The organism is Pseudomonas fluorescens, from assembly GCF_902497775.2.
Taxonomy (GTDB): domain Bacteria; phylum Pseudomonadota; class Gammaproteobacteria; order Pseudomonadales; family Pseudomonadaceae; genus Aquipseudomonas; species Aquipseudomonas putida_F.
The window spans coordinates 3,778,257-3,797,700 of sequence record NZ_OZ024668.1 but is presented as its reverse complement, the minus strand read 5'-3'; the positions used below and the strand labels follow the sequence as shown (position 1 = coordinate 3,797,700).

20 protein-coding genes and 1 tRNA gene are annotated in these 19,444 nt (G+C 62.1%); 10 read left to right on the top strand and 11 right to left on the bottom strand.

Annotated elements, in window-relative coordinates; genetic code table 11:
* Window positions 1-25: 25 nt before the first annotated feature.
* Window positions 26-2,113 carry a TonB-dependent receptor gene (locus F8N82_RS17400; protein WP_150776933.1) on the bottom strand — a complete coding sequence of 696 codons (2,088 nt, stop codon included), beginning with the start codon at window positions 2,111-2,113 and terminating at the stop codon, window positions 26-28.
* 182 nt (window positions 2,114-2,295) lie between these two features.
* Here F8N82_RS17400 and F8N82_RS17395 point away from each other — a divergent pair, with 182 nt between their 5' ends.
* The gene (locus F8N82_RS17395; protein ID WP_080764863.1) at window positions 2,296-3,087 is read left to right on the top strand and encodes an IclR family transcriptional regulator; all 792 of its coding nucleotides are present in this window, start codon (window positions 2,296-2,298) and stop codon (window positions 3,085-3,087) included.
* Here the strand turns inward: F8N82_RS17395 and F8N82_RS17390 are convergent.
* Window positions 3,075-3,875, bottom strand: a complete 801-nt coding sequence (locus F8N82_RS17390) for an ABC transporter ATP-binding protein (protein ID WP_038996436.1) — start codon at window positions 3,873-3,875, stop codon at window positions 3,075-3,077. The two genes, F8N82_RS17395 and F8N82_RS17390, sit on opposite strands and share 13 nt — an antisense overlap.
* A gap of 156 nt (window positions 3,876-4,031) precedes the next feature.
* Here F8N82_RS17390 and fepB point away from each other — a divergent pair, with 156 nt between their 5' ends.
* From fepB to F8N82_RS17375, 3 genes are read left to right on the top strand one after another with little or no spacing between them, the layout of a single operon-like run.
* Window positions 4,032-4,958: a Fe2+-enterobactin ABC transporter substrate-binding protein gene (gene fepB / locus F8N82_RS17385; protein WP_038996435.1), complete on the top strand. Its 927-nt coding sequence runs from the start codon at window positions 4,032-4,034 to the stop codon at window positions 4,956-4,958.
* Between the two features lie 9 nt (window positions 4,959-4,967).
* Window positions 4,968-6,002 carry a FecCD family ABC transporter permease gene (locus F8N82_RS17380; protein WP_038999538.1) on the top strand — a complete coding sequence of 345 codons (1,035 nt, stop codon included), beginning with the start codon at window positions 4,968-4,970 and terminating at the stop codon, window positions 6,000-6,002.
* Window positions 5,999-7,027 (top strand): FecCD family ABC transporter permease, encoded by a 1,029-nt coding sequence (locus tag F8N82_RS17375; RefSeq protein WP_038996434.1) that lies wholly within the window; start codon window positions 5,999-6,001, stop codon window positions 7,025-7,027. The genes F8N82_RS17380 and F8N82_RS17375 overlap by 4 nt, the downstream gene beginning before the upstream one ends.
* 374 nt (window positions 7,028-7,401) lie before the next feature.
* On the opposite strand, the gene F8N82_RS17370 is transcribed toward F8N82_RS17375, so the two are convergent.
* Complete coding sequence (locus F8N82_RS17370; protein WP_010226671.1) at window positions 7,402-7,728, bottom strand: Arc family DNA-binding protein; 327 nt, start codon at window positions 7,726-7,728, stop codon at window positions 7,402-7,404.
* A gap of 115 nt (window positions 7,729-7,843) precedes the next feature.
* On the opposite strand from F8N82_RS17370, the gene F8N82_RS17365 reads away from it, so the two are divergent.
* Both F8N82_RS17365 and phnN read left to right on the top strand, forming a co-directional pair.
* Window positions 7,844-8,035 (top strand): hypothetical protein, encoded by a 192-nt coding sequence (locus F8N82_RS17365; RefSeq protein WP_080764785.1) that lies wholly within the window; start codon window positions 7,844-7,846, stop codon window positions 8,033-8,035.
* A gap of 36 nt (window positions 8,036-8,071) precedes the next feature.
* The gene (phnN, locus tag F8N82_RS17360; RefSeq protein WP_038996433.1) at window positions 8,072-8,668 is read left to right on the top strand and encodes a phosphonate metabolism protein/1,5-bisphosphokinase (PRPP-forming) PhnN; all 597 of its coding nucleotides are present in this window, start codon (window positions 8,072-8,074) and stop codon (window positions 8,666-8,668) included.
* Window positions 8,669-8,671: 3 nt separating this feature from the next.
* On the opposite strand, the gene F8N82_RS17355 is transcribed toward phnN, so the two are convergent.
* Window positions 8,672-8,869, bottom strand: coding sequence for a hypothetical protein (locus F8N82_RS17355; protein WP_038996432.1), 198 nt, complete (start codon window positions 8,867-8,869; stop codon window positions 8,672-8,674).
* Between the two features lie 293 nt (window positions 8,870-9,162).
* Here F8N82_RS17355 and F8N82_RS17350 point away from each other — a divergent pair.
* A tRNA-Arg gene (locus tag F8N82_RS17350) sits at window positions 9,163-9,239 on the top strand.
* Window positions 9,240-9,331: 92 nt separating this feature from the next.
* The gene (locus tag F8N82_RS17345; protein WP_038996431.1) at window positions 9,332-9,709 is read left to right on the top strand and encodes a c-type cytochrome; all 378 of its coding nucleotides are present in this window, start codon (window positions 9,332-9,334) and stop codon (window positions 9,707-9,709) included.
* A 41-nt stretch (window positions 9,710-9,750) separates the two neighbouring features.
* On the opposite strand, the gene F8N82_RS17340 is transcribed toward F8N82_RS17345, so the two are convergent.
* Together F8N82_RS17340 and F8N82_RS17335 are read right to left on the bottom strand one after the other, a co-directional pair.
* Window positions 9,751-10,773 (bottom strand): LLM class oxidoreductase, encoded by a 1,023-nt coding sequence (locus F8N82_RS17340; protein WP_038996430.1) that lies wholly within the window; start codon window positions 10,771-10,773, stop codon window positions 9,751-9,753.
* 21 nt (window positions 10,774-10,794) lie between these two features.
* The gene (locus tag F8N82_RS17335) at window positions 10,795-11,421 is read right to left on the bottom strand and encodes a glutathione S-transferase family protein (protein WP_038996429.1); all 627 of its coding nucleotides are present in this window, start codon (window positions 11,419-11,421) and stop codon (window positions 10,795-10,797) included.
* A gap of 117 nt (window positions 11,422-11,538) precedes the next feature.
* Here F8N82_RS17335 and F8N82_RS17330 point away from each other — a divergent pair, with 117 nt between their 5' ends.
* The gene (locus F8N82_RS17330) at window positions 11,539-12,435 is read left to right on the top strand and encodes a LysR substrate-binding domain-containing protein (protein ID WP_038996428.1); all 897 of its coding nucleotides are present in this window, start codon (window positions 11,539-11,541) and stop codon (window positions 12,433-12,435) included.
* Between the two features lie 45 nt (window positions 12,436-12,480).
* Here F8N82_RS17330 and F8N82_RS17325 read toward each other — a convergent pair whose 3' ends face one another.
* Entirely contained in the window at window positions 12,481-13,611 is a 1,131-nt protein-coding gene (locus F8N82_RS17325) for a DegT/DnrJ/EryC1/StrS family aminotransferase (RefSeq protein ID WP_038996427.1), read from the bottom strand.
* 203 nt (window positions 13,612-13,814) lie between these two features.
* Window positions 13,815-14,393 carry a hypothetical protein gene (locus F8N82_RS17320; protein WP_141231039.1) on the bottom strand — a complete coding sequence of 193 codons (579 nt, stop codon included), beginning with the start codon at window positions 14,391-14,393 and terminating at the stop codon, window positions 13,815-13,817.
* 236 nt (window positions 14,394-14,629) lie between these two features.
* Here F8N82_RS17320 and F8N82_RS17315 point away from each other — a divergent pair, with 236 nt between their 5' ends.
* Window positions 14,630-15,643: a sensor domain-containing diguanylate cyclase gene (locus tag F8N82_RS17315; RefSeq protein ID WP_038996426.1), complete on the top strand. Its 1,014-nt coding sequence runs from the start codon at window positions 14,630-14,632 to the stop codon at window positions 15,641-15,643.
* Between the two features lie 55 nt (window positions 15,644-15,698).
* On the opposite strand, the gene lpdA is transcribed toward F8N82_RS17315, so the two are convergent.
* Genes lpdA through F8N82_RS17300 form a run of 3 tightly spaced genes read right to left on the bottom strand, consistent with a single transcriptional unit; the run spans window position 15,699 to window position 19,444 of the window.
* Entirely contained in the window at window positions 15,699-17,084 is a 1,386-nt protein-coding gene (lpdA, locus tag F8N82_RS17310; RefSeq protein WP_038996425.1) for a dihydrolipoyl dehydrogenase, read from the bottom strand.
* 2 nt (window positions 17,085-17,086) lie between these two features.
* Window positions 17,087-18,385 carry a dihydrolipoamide acetyltransferase family protein gene (locus F8N82_RS17305; protein WP_038996424.1) on the bottom strand — a complete coding sequence of 433 codons (1,299 nt, stop codon included), beginning with the start codon at window positions 18,383-18,385 and terminating at the stop codon, window positions 17,087-17,089.
* On the bottom strand, window positions 18,386-19,444 hold the full coding sequence (locus F8N82_RS17300) for an alpha-ketoacid dehydrogenase subunit beta (RefSeq protein WP_038996423.1): 1,059 nt from the start codon (window positions 19,442-19,444) through the stop codon (window positions 18,386-18,388).

Sequence of the window (19,444 nt, the reverse complement as noted above, 5' to 3'; positions counted from 1 at the left end):
TTCTCCTCGTTATGGGTAGGCGGGCTCAGAACGCGCCCTTGATGCCGACGCCAACCATGCGCGGCAGGGTCATGCTCGCCTCGGTGCCACCGATGCCACGGTTCTGCTGCATATAGGTGGGGGAGCGGTCGTCGAATACGTTCTTGACGTAGCCGTACAGCTGCACCTGCTTGTTGAACTGGTAACTCATCCGCGCATCGGTGAGGGTGTAGGGCTTCACCGAGTAGGACGAGGTGTTGGCGGTGTCGGAGTAATAGCCATCCAGGTGGCGGACCTGGACGTTGAGATTGAGCGCGTCGGTGATGTCCCAGCTCGGGCCGAAGCTCAGGGTGTAGCCTGGTGAGCGGGCGAACTCGTTGGCCTGGTAGTCGGTGTTGCTGGAGATCTTGTCGATGCGCGTACGCAAGGTACCGGCACTGGCTTTGAGGGTCAGGTTGTCGAGCACGCGGTAATCGGCGCTCAGTTCCAGGCCATAGGCGTGGGCCTTTTCCGCGTTGATGGTGTAGGACTGGGCGACACCCGGGGAAATCACCACCGGGATGTTGTACTGGGCGTCCTTGAAGTCCATGTAGAACAGGTTGCTGCTGAGAATCAGGCGGTCGTCGAGCAGGTTGGCGCGGCTGAACAGCTCATAGTTCCAGATCGACTCTTCCTTGAAGTAGGCCCATTGCCGGGTGGTCAGGTTCAGCGACACGCCACCTGGGTTATAGCCACGGCTGACCAGGGCGCCGACGGTCCAGTCCGGGGTCGCGGCGTAGGCCAGGGAGACCTTGGGCAGCAGGGCGGAGAAGGTTTTCTCGTAGTCCAGTGCCGTTGGCGCCAGTACCGAGTTGCCCTGGCGCTCGATGTGATCCTGCTGGTAGCGCAGGCCGGTGCTCAGGGTCCAGCGATCGCTCAGGCGGTAGTTCAGCTCGGCAAAGATGCCGAGGTTCTCCTTGGTGTCATCGAAGGCCGAGAGCCCGCGCAGGTTCAGGGTTTCGTCGGTCTTGGTGTGGGCGTAGTAGATGCCGCCCATGCCGCTGAGGGTATCCAGCGCGTCGCCAAAGGTGATGCGCGACTCGTTGGAGGCGTTCTTCTGCTTGATATCGGCGTCGCCTTCGCCCGCAATGCCGGTGACCCGCTGGACGTTGGAAAGCGAGTACTGCGCCTGGTTGAACAGCTTGATGCCGTTGTCGAAGTCATAGCTGACATCCAGCACGCTGGTGTTGGTGTCCTGTTCCCAGCTGGGCATGGTGGTGGTGTCGTGGTCGAGCTTGTGGAAGGGCGCCGAGGCGGCCTCCTGGCTCGGGCGGTTGCTGTCGTTGTGCGAGAAGGTGTACTTGGCCTCAAGCCCCGGCAGCGACTCGGGCACCCACAGCAGCTTGGCCCGGGCCGTGACGGCGCGGAAGTTCTGGTCGGCCTTGCCGCGCTGGAACTTCGGGTTGTCGTAGTCGATGAACGTGTCGCGCGCCGAGTAGTCCACCGCCAGGCGGCCGGCCAGTTCATTGCCCATCAACGGGCCGGAAACGGCAACCGAGCTGCGCTTGGCATCATAGCTACCGACCTCGGTCTGGTAGGCCGCTTCCGGGGTAAAAGTCGGATCTTTAGTGTTGACGATGATCGCGCCGGCAATCGCGTTGGCCCCTTGCGAGGTGGTCTGTGGGCCGCGGAACACTTCGATGCTGTCGATATCCCAGACCGAGGTGGCACCAAAGAACATCTCGTTGTAGTTCAGGTAATGGCCGTCGAGGTTGATCGTCGCCCGCGGCACGGTGCCGCCCCAGAACACGTTCTGGCCATTGTTCGGCCCCTGGGTATCCTGGCCACGGATGATCGGCGCGCCGACCGAGTCGGTGTAGATCACGTTGGGCACATCATTGAGCACTTCTGACACCGAAGCGCTGCCGGTCTTTTCCTTGTCGATTTCCTTGGCGGTCTTGATCGATACGGAGGAGGCGGTGTCTTTCAGGTCGCGCTCGAGCTTCTCACCGGTGACGATGATCGGCTCGAAAACAACGCTCTGCTGGGTGGTAGTGACGACGCTTTGCCCGAATGTGTAGGGCGATGCCAGCAATGTCGAGAGTGTGAATACACTAAAGCCTTGGCGCAGTGTGCGGTGTGGATGTGCCTTCAAGATGCCCCCAAATGAGAATGATCCTCTTTCCCGTTCGAGGGTAGCATGGTGCTATTGCGTTCCTCAATAAAGAATTCATTCCGCAAAATGGGAATAGGTAGAGATTCGTGGAATCGGTATCATGGCCGCCAACGAGTGCGACCGTGCGCGCCTTTGAGGAGACCGAGCAATTGAATAACGAGATGACCGCCCTGGACGAAGAGGCGCAGACAGCCCCGGAAAAGCGTTCCGGCACCATTCAGTCGGTGTCGATCGCGGTGCGTTTTCTTCAGGTGCTGGCCAATGCCGAGAGTGAACTGGCGCTGGGGGAGGTCGCTCGGCGCACCGCGACGGGGGGCTCGACGGCCCACCGTTATCTGCAGAGCCTGGTCAAGGAAGGGCTGGCCAAGCAGGACCCGGCCAGCGGCCTCTACGACCTGGGGCCGGCGGCCTTGAACATCGGTATCAGCGCCTTGAAGCGTGTCGATGCGGTGGACATTGCCGCCCAGCACATGAAGGCCCTGGCTCAGCAGCATGCCGCCAGTGGTGGGGTAGCGATCTGGACCGACCGCGGGCCGACCCTGGTGCGCTGGTACCGTAGCGCCTATTTCTCGATCAACCCGTTGGCCCTGGGCGACATCCTGCCGATCGACAACACCGCTTGCGGCCTGGTGTTCCAGGCGTTTTTACCCAAGGCGGTGATCGATGCCGCGCGCAAGCAGCAGCCGGCGCATTTTCGCGGCACGCCGCCGAGCAAGGCGTTGCTTGATGAGGTACGCAATGGTCGCTGGGCCGAGCTGACCAGCCATCTGCTCTCGAACGTCACCGGCCAGGCCGCGCCGGTGTTCGATGCCCAGCAGGAAATCGTCTGCGTGTTGACCACGGTCACTGACCTGGGCCAGCTCAAGACAGCAGAGGATCGCGAGGCGCTGTACCGCGAAGCCGGCCTGGTCAACCAGGCCACGGGCGGGCGGATTTTCGATCAGCGCGGTTGAATCTGCAGCTGGTGCCCCTTGGGTACTACCAGCGGGGTGCCGGTGACCGGGTCGGCAATGATCACCGAGGCCAGGCCGAATACCTCCTCTACCAGCGCCTCGGTGAATATGGCCCCTGGCGTGCCTTGCGCGAGCACCGCGCCGTCGCGCATGGCAATCAGGTGCGAGGCGTAGCGGCAGGCCTGATTGAGGTCGTGCAGCACGGCAACGATGGTCCGGCCCTGGCGATTGAGATCAGCCAGCAGTTCGAGCAATTCGATCTGGTGAGCGATGTCGAGGAAGGTGGTGGGTTCATCAAGCAGCAGGATCGGGGTTTGCTGCGCCAGGACCATGGCAATCCAGACCCGCTGACGCTGGCCGCCGGACAGTTCATCCAGCCCTCGCTCCGCCAGCTCGCTGACCTGGGTTGCGGCCATGGCGGCAGTGACCGCCTGTTCATCCGCTTCGGACCATTGGCGCAAGAATGACTGATGAGGAAAGCGCCCGCGCGCCACCAGGTCGGCGACGGTTATGCCGTCCGGTGCCGTGGCGCTTTGTGGCAGCAGGCCAAGGCGCCGTGCGACCTCTTTGGCGCCACGCTCGGTGATGGTTTTGCCGTCGAGCACTACTCGCCCGTGGGTAGGGACCAGTAGGCGCGATAGCGCCCGTAGCAGAGTGGATTTTCCGCAGGCATTCGGCCCGACAATCACTGTAAAAGAGCCATCGGGAATGGCGATCGACAGGTCGGTCGAAATGGTGCGCTGGTCGTAACGCAGCGTCACGGTGTCAGCATGCAGGCGATGGGTCATGGGTAGCCGTTCCTTGCTGGCAGCTTGACGGCGAGTATTGCATGCGCGGAATTAATTCTGCAATATGGAATGCGATTGAATCGCATCCACGTTTAGCCATGACAGCGCTTGCTGTCGAGTGCATCCTGCCGACCTGTTGCCGAAGAAAAATTGCCGATGAAAAAGCTCACTATTGCGCCAGTGCTTGCTGCTGCGGCGCTTCTCCTGCTTGCCTGTAGCGTGTTTGCGGTGCGCCCGGCAAGCGCGGCGGGCGAGCCTTCCAAGCCGTTGCGTATCGCCTCCACCTCGCCGAGTATCACCGGCATCCTCCTGGCCATAGACGCGCCGCTGGTTGCCAGTGCGGCTGCCACGCCGAGCTGGATGACCGACAGCAAGGGGTTTTTCAGCCAGTGGGCGAGTGTTGCCGATCAGCGTCAGGTTCAAGTGCTGTACCGCAACCTGGTGTTCGATATCGAAGCGGTGATCGGCGCCAACCCGGACTTGCTGGTGCTCAGCGCAACCGGTGCCGACAGTGCTGTCCAGCACCAGGCCGAGCTTGAAGCCCAGGGCATTTCCACCGTGGTGGTCAATTATTCGAACCAGAGCTGGCAAGAAATCGCCACCACCTTGGGCAAAGCCACTGGCCACGAGGCGCAAGCCCAGGCGGCAATCAAGGCCTTCGATGATTACGCCGCGCAATCCGCTGCCCGGATCACGCCACCCAAAGGCGGGGTGAGCATTGTCGGTTACAACATTGGTGGCAGCTATTCCATCGGGCACGCCTCCAGCCCGCAGGCACGCTTGTTCAACGTGCTCGGGATCAAGGTCGCGAGCCTGCCGCCAGCCTTGAGCAGGGAGGTCACTCGATCCGCGGATTTCGAGTTCATCTCGCGCGAGAACCTGTCTGCAGCCATCAGCGGTGAAAGCGTCTTTCTGCTCGGTGCCACTGACGCCGATGTGCAAGCGTTTCTCGCCGACCCGCTGCTGGCCAACCTGCCGGCGGTCATCAGCAAGCAGGTCTATGCCCTGGGCCCGACCTCGTTTCGTATCGACTATTACTCCGGTCGACAGATGATCGACACCATTGCCCGGAACCTGCGCTGAATCATGGCGATGGCCGGGCAGTTCGCCTTGAGTTTGTCCCGATCTCGGCGCCCGCGCTCATCGGGCCTGGTGATCGGCCTGGGCGTGCTCGCCCTGTTGGTGGTCTGCAGCCTGCTGATCGGTTCACGGGGCATTGGTCTGGCTGACATCGCTGATGCTTTCTGGCGGTATGACCCAGGCAACGATCAGCATCTGGTGATTCGAGAACTACGTATTCCCCGCACTTTGGTAGCCATTCTCACCGGTTTGGCCCTGGGCGTTGCCGGCGCACTGATGCAGGCGCTCACCCGTAATCCACTGGCCGAACCCGGGTTGCTGGGTATCAATGCCGGGGCGGCACTGGCGGTGATCATTGGCGTGACCCTGTTCAAACTGGTGAGCATCGTCGAGTACCTGGGTTTCGCCTTTGTCGGTGCCGGGTTGGCCGGGGTTGCCGTGTTCATGCTGGGCCAGGCTCGTGAGACCGGTACCAACCCGGTGCGTCTGGTGCTGGCCGGTGCAGGGCTGTCGGTGATGCTGGGGTCTGTCACCGGGATCATTCTGCTCAATGCGCCGCTGGAGGTGTTCGAGAGCTTTCGCAAGTGGTCGGCGGGTTCGGTCGAAAGCAGCGGTTTTCAGACCTTGGCGGTGCTGGCGATCGTGGTTTCTTTGGGGGTGGCCGTGGCGGTGGCCATCGTCGGCAACCTCAATGCCCTGGCGCTGGGCACGGATCTGGGTCAGGCCCTGGGGGTCAATGTTCGCGCCACCTGGTTACTGGCTTGCCTGGCGATCATGCTGCTGGCCGGGGCTGCTACAGCGGCCGCCGGGCCGATCGGCTTTGTCGGCCTGGTGGCCCCGCATCTGGCGCGAAGGCTGGTGGGGGCGGATTATCGCTGGATAGTGCCGTACGCCGGGTTGTTTGCCGCGATTCTGCTGCTGGGGGCCGATGTCATCGGGCGGGTGGTGGCAGCACCTGCAGAAGTCGCGGCCGGGATCATTGTGCTGTTGATCGGTGGGCCGTTTTTCATTGTCATCGTACGCAGGTTTCGGGTGAGCCGCTCATGACCGGTTCGGTGCTGCGCCTGGGGCGCTATTCGCTGCGTTGGCGGCCACGCACTGCCTTGGTTTGTGTGCTATTGGCGCTACTGGTGGTGGGCCTGGCGATTGTTTTGCTGGGGGTCGGGTCGTTGCCGCTGACAGCCCGTGAGGTGCTCGACAGCCTGCTGGGGGGAGGGGCCAACCCGACTGCGGATCGGGTCATTCAGCGCGTTCGCCTGCCTCGGGCACTGACCGCACTGCTGGTGGGCGGGGCGTTGGGCATGGCCGGAGCGATCTTCCAGTCGATTTCGCGCAATGCCCTCGGCTCGCCGGACATCATCGGTTTCACCACCGGGGCGGCCAGTGGCGCCATCGTGCAGATCATCCTGTTCGATGCCGGTCCCTTGGGAACCTCGCTGGCTGCGGTACTGGCCGGTGTCGGCACCGCGTTGCTGGTGTTTGTAGTGTCGATGCGCGGACGTAGTACGGGCGGCTATCGCCTGGTGCTGGTGGGGATTGGTGTCGGCGCCATGCTCTCGGGCTTGAATACGGTGCTGCTGGTTACCGGCGACCTCGATCGGGCCATGTCGGCACAGATCTGGCTGGCGGGGTCGCTCAATACCCGAACCTGGTCTCATGTGCTGCCGGCGGCGTTGGGGTTCATCGTCATTGTGCCGGTGGTTGTTTGCCACGCTCGGCGTATCGACCTGCTGGAGATGGGCGATGACGCTGCCAGCCAGTTCGGTATTGCCCCGGAGCGTACACGGCTGATCTTGGTCTTGACCGCGGTGGGGTTGACCGCGATTGCCACTGCCGCTGCCGGGCCCATAGCCTTTATCGCCCTGGCCGCGCCGCAACTCGCCCGGCGCTTGACCGGCGCGCCAGAAGTACCGCTGGTGTCCGGGGCGCTGATGGGGGCGGTGCTGTTGCTGGGCGCTGACCTGCTCAGCCAGCGCCTGGCTTTCAACCTCAACTTGCCCATCGGCTTGAGCGCCGGATTGCTGGGCGGTTGCTACCTGCTGTGGCTGCTGTCGCGTAGCAAGCGGGTTTGATTCAGGCAATCAATAGGGGGTTTTGGGAGTCCTGGCTGGGATGTTGAGGCTGTGGGCTGATCCAGTCGCTTTGGCGCGGCTGATGGCCCCTTGCGCCTTTACGGCCCGAAGGTGCTACGCACTGCCCCTACAGGCACCTACGCTCAGCCTCCTGAAGTCGCTTTTCGCGGCGCCTGGAAGTGAGTGCATGTCACGTGACAGTTCCATGCCTACCTTTTCCCAAGAGAAAAGTAGGCCGCCGTAAAGGCGCAAGGGGCCAGCAGCCCCACACTGAATGGATAAACTCGCCGTCTCAACATCCCAACCCTGGTTTCCTGAAGAGCCAAAAAAAGGCCAATGCACGGGCATTGGCCTTTAGTGATTGTGCCACGGAATCAGGAAGCGTCAGCTGCCATCTCGGCGTCATGGGCAATCAACGATACCAGCGCATTCTGCTGGCGATGGGAAAGCTGGCGGAAACGTTGCAACAGTTCGCGCTCGTGCAGGGACAGTTCCGGGCTGTCCAGACGCATGCTCAGTTCTTCACCCAGTGCACCTTCCTGAATAAGGCTCTGTTCCAGGCGAGCGATGATTTCCGAGTTCATGCTGCGGTGGTGGTTGCGCGCTACCTCGGCAATGCGCTCACGCATTCCGTCGGGGAGGCGGACGACGAATTTGTCAGCAGTGCGGCTTGAGTAAATAGCCTGTTTCATTGGGCGCATATAATTGACCGGTTTTAGTTCAGGGGGAAGCGGTTCTCGAAATTGGCCGCACGATGTCACTACGACCATCCCGGCGTCAAAATGTTCAACCTGAATTGTGAATGAGGCGTGAATCATGCCTCATTATCGCCGGTTCCTTGGCGTCAATTCTGTGACAAATATTGAACCGGATAAAGGCGTTTTGCCAGTACCAATTATCAGAAATGAGCACTGGTTTGAAAAGTTTTCATTTTCTCGATTTCCGGCTCAGTGGACCTTCGTCGGCAACGGCATGCATCAGGCAGAAAAGGCCCTGGAAAGCGTCTAGAATGCGCGTGCTTTCCTACCATTGAGCATAGTGGCTATGCAGCATGACGCAAGCGCGACGCGGCGTACAGTGAACCCGGGTCGTCTGGTGTACCTGATGGGACCATCAGGAGCCGGAAAAGATTCCCTGATCGATGCGGCGCGCCCTGAACTGCAGCGCCTGAACGTGCACATTGCTCGGCGCGTGATCACCCGTTCGGCCGAGGCCAAGGGTGAAGATGCCATTGGTGTCTCCCCCGAGCAGTTCCAGCGCCTGAGCGCTGAGGGCGCGTTTGCCCTGCAGTGGCAGGCCAATGGCCTGGCCTATGGCATACCGGTGCAGATCGATGCCTGGCTGGCTGAGGGGCGCACGGTGCTGGTCAATGGCTCGCGCGCGCATTTGCAGCAGGCCCGCGATCGCTATCCGAACCTGTTACCGGTGCTGTTGCGGGTTGATCATCAGGTGTTGCGCCAGCGCTTGCTGGCGCGCGGCCGGGAAACTGCGCAAGACATCGAGCAGCGTCTGGCACGGGCGCAGCAGGTGAGGGTAGAGGATGGTGAGGTGCAAGTGCTGGACAATTCCACGTCCTTGGCCGATGCAGTTCAGCGCTTGCTGGGGCTGTTGCGCGAGCAGGGTCTGCTCGGCGCTAATTGAAACCTAGAACACCAACCGTTCGCTGCTGACCTGGGGGGCGCCTTGTACTTGCGCAGCCAGGGTGCCGAACACCGCCGGTTGCGCCTGTATCGCTGGCGCCGCGTGTGCCTGCACAGGCACGGCAACACCATCTGGTTGCACGACCAGCCCAACCAGAGCGGCCAGGGCCAGGGCGTTGAGCAGAAGCAGGGTGCTGTTCATGGGCATGCTCCGTAAAGGTGAGGGCTGACCTCAAGCCACTTTTTATGAAGTGATCAATGCACACTGCATGCCAGCCTTTTTACCGAGTTTTACCCTTTAAAATCAGTAGCCTATGCATCTTTTTCAAGGGCTTTCCCGTGCAATCTGCAATGATGGCTGACTGCCTCATTGCAGATTGCACGATCTGTTAAAAAGCCCACAGGCAAAAAGCCCCACGGATGACATGACAAATGCCGGGCTGCTGGTTAACATGCACGCCGTCCTTGCCGCGCGACGCTCGTTGCCGGCTTTGTGTCTCAGTAGCTCAATTGGATAGAGCATCCCCCTCCTAAGGGGAAGGTTGGCAGTTCGAACCTGCCCTGGGACACCATCTCACTTTTGCCTCTCTGGCCATTCTTCTGACTACTGCGTTTCTCTGTGGCAACGGCGCAGCTGCATGAAGAGTCAATAAAGCCCCTGAAAATGAAAAGACTATTCATCGCTGCGCTCGGGATTTTATCGTTGATTCAGGCATCCGCGTCCTTTGCGGATAATGCCAATGGGAAAAATCTGTTTTTACAGCGGTGCGTCATGTGCCACGGGGCAGATATCAAGGGGACCGGGCCATTGGCCAATAAAAGCAACCCGCCCACCCCTGATCTGACCACCTCCGCTTTCAAGAAGCGCTTGAAAGATTACCCGGGCGTGATTGTTTCATCGGTAATACTTCGTCCCAATGGCGACTTGATTCCCAGAACGTTGCGAGAGAACGGAGTAAAGGTGGCACCCTACGCGTGGAGGGTTCAGGACTTTCGCGATTTGAATCAATACATGAGCGCTGTGATTGCAAAAAGTCAGTGATTTTGCGGCGCCAGGCCGCAGCGTCAGCAGCGGCCTGGGGCCTACCAGTCTTGCCGCAACGGCAACGGCCCTTCATGGGACGCAAACAGCGGCAGCACTTCTTCTGCCAACTCCTGAATCACCTCAGCCGCCGGCCGCGGGCAAAACTGAATGCCCAGCGCCGCGTGATTGACCCCGGCATCCTGCCATTCCCCGAGCAGATCAATCAGCCCTTTGCGCCCGGTCCTGAGCACATAGCCGCCTTGCAGGGCCGTGCGGGGAAAGTCGGGGTTGGCGTCGAGGTCGATCCACTCGTTGGTCACGTGCGGGCGAAAGCCGCCACCGGGAATGCAGTCGCGCCAGGCGCGGATTTTCTCGGCCAGGCGCCGTGGGCCGAGGATGTTCTCGGTGGTGTCGGGGAAGGTCAGCCAGCCATCGGCCTGTTCGCCCAGCCACTGCATGGGCTGGCGCGAGCTGCCGGTGACCAGCAGCGGAATCGTACCGCTGACCGGCTTGGGCAGCAGTTGTGCGCCGCTGAGGTGGCCCAGTACTGATTCAATCGGCTGGTCGCCAGCCTGCAGTAGTTGGCGAAAATACCGCACTGCCTCGGCAAAGCGTTCGCCACGCGCGTTGTGTTCCAGGCCGTAGGCGGGAAACTCCACCGGCCGATCACCGGAGGCGATGCCCATGACCAGGCGCCCGCCGGACAGTTGATCGATGGTGGTCGCGGCCTTGGCCAGGTCGATCGGATGACGCAAGGAGAAGATCGCGCTGCCCGTGGCCAGGGCGATTCGTCGGGTTTGAGCGGCCAGGTAGCTCAGGTAGGCAAAAGGATCGAACAGCTGGCCGGCATCGCCAAAGTGCGGATCGTACAGCGGCACATCACGCACCCAGGCGGCGGCAAAGCCCAGGCGGTCAGTCTCGCTGACCAGTGCGGCCTGGCCATTGAGCACCGCCATGTTGCCGCGGTAGAAGTGCAGCGGCAAAAAGATGCCCAGGGTCAGGTGGTCTGCGGCGAACATGCGTCGATAGCCGGGGTGCTGGGCGAAGGCATGGGCGCTGGCGCCCGTCGGTGTCGGGTTCATCGATAAAATCCTTTTCTCGGTTCAGGGGCCAGTGGCAGGTGCCGGCAGGCGGATGCCGCGTTGGACGGCAGGGCGTTGGCTGACGCGTTCATGCCAGGCGCTCAGATGCCGGTACTGGCTGAAGTCAAAGTCGATAACCCGGGCGATATGGGTCCAGCCGAAGGTGGCGATGTCAGCGATCGAGTAGGTGCTGCCCGCCAGCCAGGGCTGACCGGCCAGGCGCTGGTCGAGGGTGTTGAACAGTTCTTCGCTCAGATGCCGGTAGCGGGCGATGGCCTCGGGGCAGGGCTGTTGGGCGAACAGTTCGAAATGCACGCGCTGACCAAGAATCGGCCCCATGCTCGCCGCGTGAAACTGCAACCAGGTGATGGCTGCCCAGCGTTCGCTGGGGATGCTCGGCAGCAGGCGTGCACTCTTTTCAGCCAGATACAGCAGAATCGCCGCCGATTCGAACAGGGTGATATCGCTCTCGGGATCAACCAGCACCGGAATACGGCCATGGGGGTTGAGTTTGAGAAAGTCAGCCTGGCGATGCTCGCCATGGTCGATCTGCACGTGCTTGAGGGTGTAGGGCAGCCCCAGCTCTTCCAGGGCGATGGTGATCTTGAAGCCATTAGGTGAGCTATCGCTATAAAGAATCAACGGCATGGGCCTTCTCTTCAGGATGGTTCAGAGAAGGGCTATGCTAGGCAGGTCTTGGCCGATTGAAAAACGATCAATCCTGCGCTAAGACGATAGATTTTCTAAACCATGGAGCGGGTGAAAATGGGCGCGGTTATACCGTTGTTGGCATTGCGGGCCTTCACTGAAGCGGCGCGTCTGGGCAGCCTCAAGGCGGCCGCCGAGCGCATGGGTGTAACGCCGGGCGCGGTCAGTCAGCAGGTACGCCTGCTTGAGGCGCGTATGGGCGTGGTGCTGTTCGTGCGTGGCCGCCATGGCGTGCACCTGAGCGAAGCTGGCGCGCGCGTGTATCCAGGGTTGCTCAAGGGCTTCGATCAGATCGAGGCATCGCTGGCCTTGCTCGAACAACTGACGCCGGGCAAGACCCTGACCATCAGCACCGTGCCGTCGTTCGCGGCCTCCTGGCTGGTGCCGCGCCTCGGCCGATTCAATGCCCTGCACCCGCAGATCGAAGTGCGTGTCGAGGCTTCGGCCAAGCTGGTGGATTTGCAACGTGAGCGCATCGATGTCGCCCTGCGCCATGGGCTCGGACAGTATCCGGGGCTGGAGTCTGTCCGCCTGATGGCGCCGGTTTTGCTACCGGTAGCCAGCCCGCAGTTGCTGGCGCAAGGGCCGGCTTTGAAACGGCCGGCCGATTGCCTGAAGTATCCGTTGTTGCACGATGCCGATCGCGCTGACTGGATGCTTTGGCTGCAGGCCCATGGCGTGGCCGATGACCCGCGGGCGGCACGCGGTGCCAGTTTCGAGGATGACCTGCTGCTATTGCGTGCCGCGGCTGCAGGCCAGGGCATAGCCCTGGTGCAGGACACTCACGCTGCAGAAGACCTGGCCAGCGCCAAGCTGCAACTGGCCCTCGACAAACCCTGGCCCGCGCGTTTTGCCTACTACCTGGTTTGTCGTGAAGAAGCCTTGCAGCGCTCCGAGGTTGTCGCGTTCGTAGACTGGGTCAAGGCTGAAGTTGGTGAGATGGAAAGGCGCTGATTGCAGCGTCAGTCAGCGGCACCCCTGGGCGAGCGGACCAAAGTATCAGGCAGGAGCATGTTCCGTTCGGCAGGCTAGCGCCAGATCAATGATCCGCTGTTGTATATCAGTCGACAGGTGCGAATGAATCGGCAGGCACAGGACCTGACGCGACACTTGCCAGGCATGGGGCAGGCCCTTTATGTCGGCGCTGGGCAGCCCACGATACATCGGGAATTCGGTGATCAACGGATAGAAATACCGGCGTACCAGGATATCGTCCTCTCGATAACGCCGGTAAAGCTCATCGCGGGTGCATCCGAAGCGCTCGGCATCGACCAGTATCGGGCAGTAGGCATAGTTCCATTCAAGCCCAGCCGCAGGTTCGAGCAGGCGCAGGCCTGGTACGCCTTCCAGGGCTTGGCGGTAGCGTTCGAAGACCTCCCGGCGCCGTTCCAGCGCATTATCGATGTGACGCAACTGCAGCAAGCCAAAGGCTGCCTGGACTTCATTCATCTTGCCATTGATGCCGGGCGCCATGACCGTGACTTCATCGGCAAAACCGAAATTCTTCAGGTAGTCGATGCGCTGCTTGATCTTGGCATCGGGGCAGATAATGGCGCCGCCTTCGAACGTATTGAACACCTTGGTCGCATGAAAACTCAGGATCGACAGATCGCCGTGGTTGAGTACGCTCGCCCCGTTGTCGCGAACACCAAAGGCGTGGGCCGCGTCATAGATGACTTTCAGGCCATAAGTGTCGGCGACTCGCTGGAGACCGGCGACATCGCAAGGAATGCCATAACAGTGGACCGGCAGGATCGCGGTGGTCGCCGAGGTGATGGCTTCTTCGACGCGCTTGGGGTCGAGGTTGTTGGTCAGCGGGTCGATGTCGACGAAGACTGGCTTGAGGTTGTTCCACAGCAGCGAGTGCGCGGTTGCGACGAAGGAGTAGGGCGTGGTGATGACTTCGCCGGTGATGCGCAGCGCCTGCAGTGCGGTGACCAGGGCCAGGGTGCCATTGGAAAACAGCGAGAGGTGTTTTACCCCGAGGTAATCGGCCAGTTCCTGTTCCAGTTGCTCATGAAAAGGGCCGCCGTTGGTCAGGCGCTTGCTGTCCCAGATTTGCTGCAGGTAGGGAATGAACTCCTCCAGCGGTGGCAGCAGCGGGCTGGTGACGGGAACGGATTCGGCCATGGCAATGGGTGCTCGTGATGACTGAAAAATGGCACATGGCATGACAGGGGCTACGCCATGGCACTGAGTCATGGTCCGGATCAACGGGCAAGGGCGCCATGAATCCGACAACTGACTGTGATTGCCCTAGCTCAGCAAGAATTCGGCCAACATCAGCTTTACAGGACGCTGCTGCCTTGGGCGACAGCAGCGCGCAGGTGGGGTCAGGCGCTGAGGTCTTTTTCCCGATTGTCATAGGTGGTGCCTTGGTTGGCATCTTGCGTCGCGGTCAGGTTGGCCACCAGCTTGGCTGACACTGCCGGCCCTTGCAGCTCGGAGTTGAGGCTGGCCAGCGACTCCAATTCGGTCTGCTTTTTCATCTGCTCGGCGATCTTGCGTTCGATCTTGTCCTTTTCGGCTGGCGGCAAGGCCTCGAATTCTTCCTGGCTGATGCCCAGTTCATTGAGCAGCTTGAGCTTGATCTTCTGGGCTGGGCTCAGGGCCATGTATTCGCGAAACTCCTGAGCGGCGCTCTTGCCGGTTTCGCTGGTGCCGATACTGGCCTGCTCGCGCATGTCGACATCCGGGTTCTGCAGCTGCACCTTGAGTTTGGCGAAGGCTTCCTCGCGGGCGTCTTCGGCACTTTGCTGCGAGGTGTTGGCGTGGCTTTGCTGCTGGCGGTTGGCGCTGCTGGTCGGCACCGGCGGGCGGAACTGGGCCTGTTCGGCGGCGGCCGCTTCGGCCACGCCACGGGTCGGGTTGATGGCTGGCGTCTGGGCGCCGAGGGCATTGATGCTACTCACCTGATCACGCTCCTTGATGGATGCAAGTTGACCTCCGATCAATGGCAAGTCTTGTGCCAGCTCGGCTGGCAGGGCCACGCGCTAGTATATTCAGGGGTTGGCGCTGTACGGCGGGTAGTGAAACGGAGCATGCTTTGCCCCGAAGAGGAAAACCCTTGCCGTCAGCGGCAAGTCAATTCAAGCCGGCAGCACCAACATCTGGCTGGGGCGCAGTTGCTGGACAAGGGAGATCGTCCATGAGTCAAACGTCAGATGCACCACCTTTGAAGGCCCCGCTCGGCGATTTCAGGGAAGAACAGCTGCAAACCCTGCTGGACCTGATCAGCGACGGGATCTGGGACTGGAACGCCAACACCGGCTACGTCTACCGCAACCCCGGCTGGTACCGGATGCTCGGTTATCCAAGCCACTCGCTGGACAATACCGTACTGACCTGGGAAAGCGTGATTCATCCTGAGGACTATCCGCAAGTGATGGCTCATTTCGAGGACTACGTCAGTGACCGATCCGGGCAATACCGTATCGAGTACCGCTGCCGCTGCCAAGATGGCAGCTTCCTGTGGATCGAGGACCGCGGCCACATCATTGCGCGCAATCAGGACGGCTCGGTGGCGCGCATGCTCGGTGCCCATCGCAATATCGACGATGCCAAGCGCCTGGTCGAGCGCCTGGAGCAGGAGAACCTGTCACTGGAGGCGCAGATCGCCGAGCGCACCCGCGAACTGTCCTGGGTCAATCAGCAACTGCAGCGCCAGCTCGATGAAAACCGCGACCTGGCCGAGCGCGATGCCCTGACCCTGGTGGCCAACCGTTACCGCCTGGAAAAGGTCCTGCAGCAAGAGTGCGAGCGGGCGCGGCGTTTCCGCCAGCCGTTGGCGCTGATCATCATGGATATCGACGATTTCAAGCCGATCAACGATCAGTATGGCCATGCCCAAGGTGACCAGGCGCTGATCGCATCGGTCGAGCGGATCAAGGTGTGCCTGCGCCCCGGTGACTTGCTCGCACGCTGGGGCGGCGATGAGTTTGTCGTGGTGCTGCCGGGCACGCAACGCGAACAGGCACTGCAACTGGCGCGGCAGATTCGCCAGGCGCTGGAGCTGGCACCGCCGGTGGGCGCGCAAGTGCTGACCATGAGTTATGGCGTGGTCGAGTGGCTGGAAGGGGAAGGGCAGGCGCAGCTGCTGTGCCGGGCGGACCAGGCACTGTACCGGGCCAAGGCGGCCGGCAAGGATGAGATCGGTGAATGAAAAAGGACCCGCTGCACGGGGCAGCGGGTCAAATCGGCCTCAGCCGCTTCAGTGTCTACAGATGCAGGGCGTGACCCAGGGCGCGTAGTGCCGCTTCCTGCACCGCCTCACCCAGGGTCGGGTGAGCGTGGATGGTGCCGGCGATATCTTCCAGGCAAGCGCCCATTTCCAGTGACTGGGCAAAGGCGCTCGACAGCTCCGAGACGCCCACGCCAACCGCCTGCCAACCGAGGATCAGGTGGTTGTCGCGACGGGCGACCACGCGCACGAAGCCGCTTTTCGATTCCAGGGTCATGGCCCGACCGTTGGCGGCGAACGGGAACTGTGCAACGATGCAATCCAGGCCCTCCTGCTCGACCTGCTCCGGGGGTTTGCCGACCACTACCAGTTCCGGGTCGGTGAAACACACCGCGGCGATGGCAGCCGGCTCGAAGCGTCGTGACTTGCCGGCAATGAGTTCGGCAACCATTTCACCCTGGGCCATGGCCCGGTGGGCGAGCATCGGTTCGCCGCTGATATCGCCGATGGCCCAGACGTTGCGCATGCTGGTCTGGCACTGCTCATCAATGGCAACCGCCGCACCGTTCATCTTCAGCGCCAGGCTCTCAAGGTTGAAGCCCTGGGTGCGCGGTTTGCGACCCACCGCAACCAGCACCTGGTCGCTGCTCAGTTGCAGTAGCTCGCCTTGCGGATCGCGAACCTGCAACGCTTGTTTGTCGGCATCGTAGCCTTCGACGCTGTGCTTGAGGTAGAGCTTGATCCCCAGCTTCTTGAACGACTCGGCCACCGGCGCGGTCAGTTCGCTGTCGTAGGTCGGCAGGATACGCTCGCGGGCTTCGACCACGCTGACCTCCACGCCCAGCTTGCGATAGGCGATGCCCAGCTCCAGGCCGATGTAGCCGCCGCCGACCACGGTCAGGTGCTTGGGCAGGGCCTTCGGCGCCAGGGCTTCGGTGGAGGAAATGATCGGGCCGCCCAGAGGCAGCATCGGCAGTTCGACGCAGCTGGAGCCGGTGGCCAGCAGCAGGTGTTCGCACTGGATGCGCTGGCCGTCGACTTCGACGTGCTTGCCGTCGAGAATCTGCGCCCAGCCATGGATCACCTTGACCCCGTGCTTTTTCAGCAGGGCGGCGACGCCGCTGGTCAGGCGATCGACGATGCCGTCTTTCCAGGCCACGCTCTGGGTGATGTCCAGGCTCGGTGGCGAGACCTTGATACCCAGGTTCGACTGCTGGCTGTGCAGTTGGGTCTGGTGGAACTGCTCGGCGACGTGGATCAGCGCCTTGGACGGAATGCAGCCGATGTTCAGGCAGGTGCCGCCCAGGGCTTGGCCTTCGACCAGCACCGTGGGAATGCCCAGCTGGCCGGCGCGAATGGCGGCGACATAGCCGCCGGGGCCGCCGCCGATGATCAGCAGGGTAGTGTTGAGCGTCTGTTGCATGGTCACTCCACAAACAGGCTGGCAGGTTGTTCGAGCAGGCCGCGGATGGCCTGGATGAAGAGTGCCGCGTCCATGCCATCGACCACGCGGTGATCGAACGAGCTGGAGAGGTTCATCATCTTGCGAATGACGATCTGGCCGTTGATGACCATCGGCCGTTCGACCATGCGGTTGACTCCGACGATCGCCACTTCCGGGGTGTTGACCACCGGTGTGGTAACGATGCCGCCGAGAGCGCCAAGGCTGGTCAGGGTGATGGTCGAGCCCGACAGTTCTTCACGGCTGGCCTTGTTGCCGCGGGCGGCGTTGGCCAGGCGCACGATCTCGCCGGCGTTGCTCCACAGGCTGCCGGATTCGGCATGGCGCAGCACCGGCACCATCAGGCCGTTGTCGCCCTGGGTGGCGATGCCGACATGCACCGCGCCGTGGCGGGTGATCACCTGGGCTTCGTCGTCGTAGGTGGCGTTGATCTGCGGGAACTCGCGCAGGGCGACGACCATGGCGCGCACCAGGAGCGGTAGCAGGGTCAGCTTGCCGCGGCTGTCGCCCCACTTCTTGTTCAGGTGCTGACGCAGCTCTTCGAGGGCTGTCACGTCGATTTCCTCGACGTAGCTGAAGTGCGCGACGCGGCGCTTGGCATCCTGCATGCGCTGGGCAATCTTGCGGCGCAGGCCGATCACCGGAATCTGCTCGCTGTCATTGCGTTTGGCATAACCGCCAGGAGCGCTCTGGCTGCTGGTGGTCGGCTGCGCCAGGAAGGCGTCGAGGTCGTCGTGCAGGATGCGCCCGGCCGGGCCGCTGCCGTGGACGTAACGCAGCTCGATGCCGGCATCCAGGGCGCGCTTGCGCACGGCAGGCGAGGCCAGTGGGCGTTCGTGGGCTTGGCGCGGGACGATAGCGGCGGGCTGGTGGGCCGAGGGTGCGGGTGCCGCCGGTTTGGGGGCAGGTTCCGGGGCCTTGGCAGGAACCGCTGGAGCCTCTTCGCGGGGCAAGCCCGCTCCCACAGGTGCTGCTGGCGCTGCAGCAGGTTGGCTGGTGCCTTCCTGGTGGTTACCGGCGCCTTCGACTTCGATGCGGATCAGCTCGCTGCCCACCGCCATGACTTCACCGGGCTGGCCGCCCAGGGCCAGGACCTTGCCGCTGACCGGCGAAGGGATTTCGACGGTGGCCTTGTCGGTCATGACATCGGCCACGACCTGGTCTTCAGTGACGGTGTCGCCAACTTTGACGAACCATTCCACCAGTTCAACTTGTGCGATGCCTTCACCGATATCCGGCATCTTGATGACGTGCGTGCCCATTCAGACCTCCATGACCCGTTTCAATGCCGCACCCACTCGCGAAGGGCCGGGGAAATACGCCCACTCCTGTGCGTGCGGGTAGGGGGTGTCCCAGCCGGTGACGCGTTCGATCGGGGCTTCGAGGTGATGGAAGCAGTGTTCCTGGACCAGCGCGATCAGCTCGGCGCCAAAACCGCAGGTGCGCGTGGCTTCGTGGACCACCACGCAGCGGCCGGTCTTTTTCACCGACTCGACGATGGTTTCCAGGTCCAGCGGCCACAGGCTGCGCAGGTCGATGACCTCGGCGTCGACGCCGGTTTCTTCAGCGGCCACTTGCGACACGTAGACGGTGGTGCCGTAGGTCAGCACGGTGACGTCCTTGCCCGGGCGGGTGATCGCCGCCTTGTCCAGCGGCACGGTGTAGTAGCCATCCGGCACGGCGCTGGCCGGGTGTTTCGACCACGGGGTTACCGGGCGGTCGTGGTGGCCGTCGAACGGGCCGTTGTACAGGCGCTTGGGCTCAAGGAAGATCACCGGGTCGTCGTTTTCGATCGAGGCGATCAGCAGGCCTTTGGCGTCATAGGGGTTGGACGGCATCACGGTACGCAGGCCGCAGACCTGGGTGAACATCGCCTCAGGGCTCTGGCTGTGCGTTTGCCCACCGTAGATACCGCCACCGCACGGCATGCGCAGGGTCAGCGGGGCGACGAACTCGCCGGCCGAGCGATAACGCAGGCGGGCCATTTCCGAGACGATCTGGTCGGAGGCCGGGTAGAAGTAGTCGGCGAACTGGATTTCCACCACCGGGCGCAGGCCGTAGGCACCCATGCCCACGGCGGTGCCGACGATGCCGCTTTCCGAGATCGGCGCATCGAAGACCCGCGACTTGCCGTACTTGGTCTGCAGGCCTTCGGTGCAACGGAACACGCCACCGAAGTAGCCGACGTCCTGGCCGTACACCACGACGTTGTCATCGCGCTCTAGCATGATGTCCATGGCCGAGCGCAGGGCCTGGATCATGGTCATGGTGGTGGTCGCCATGGCGGTTTCCAACTGGATTGAAGTGTTGTGATCGTTCAT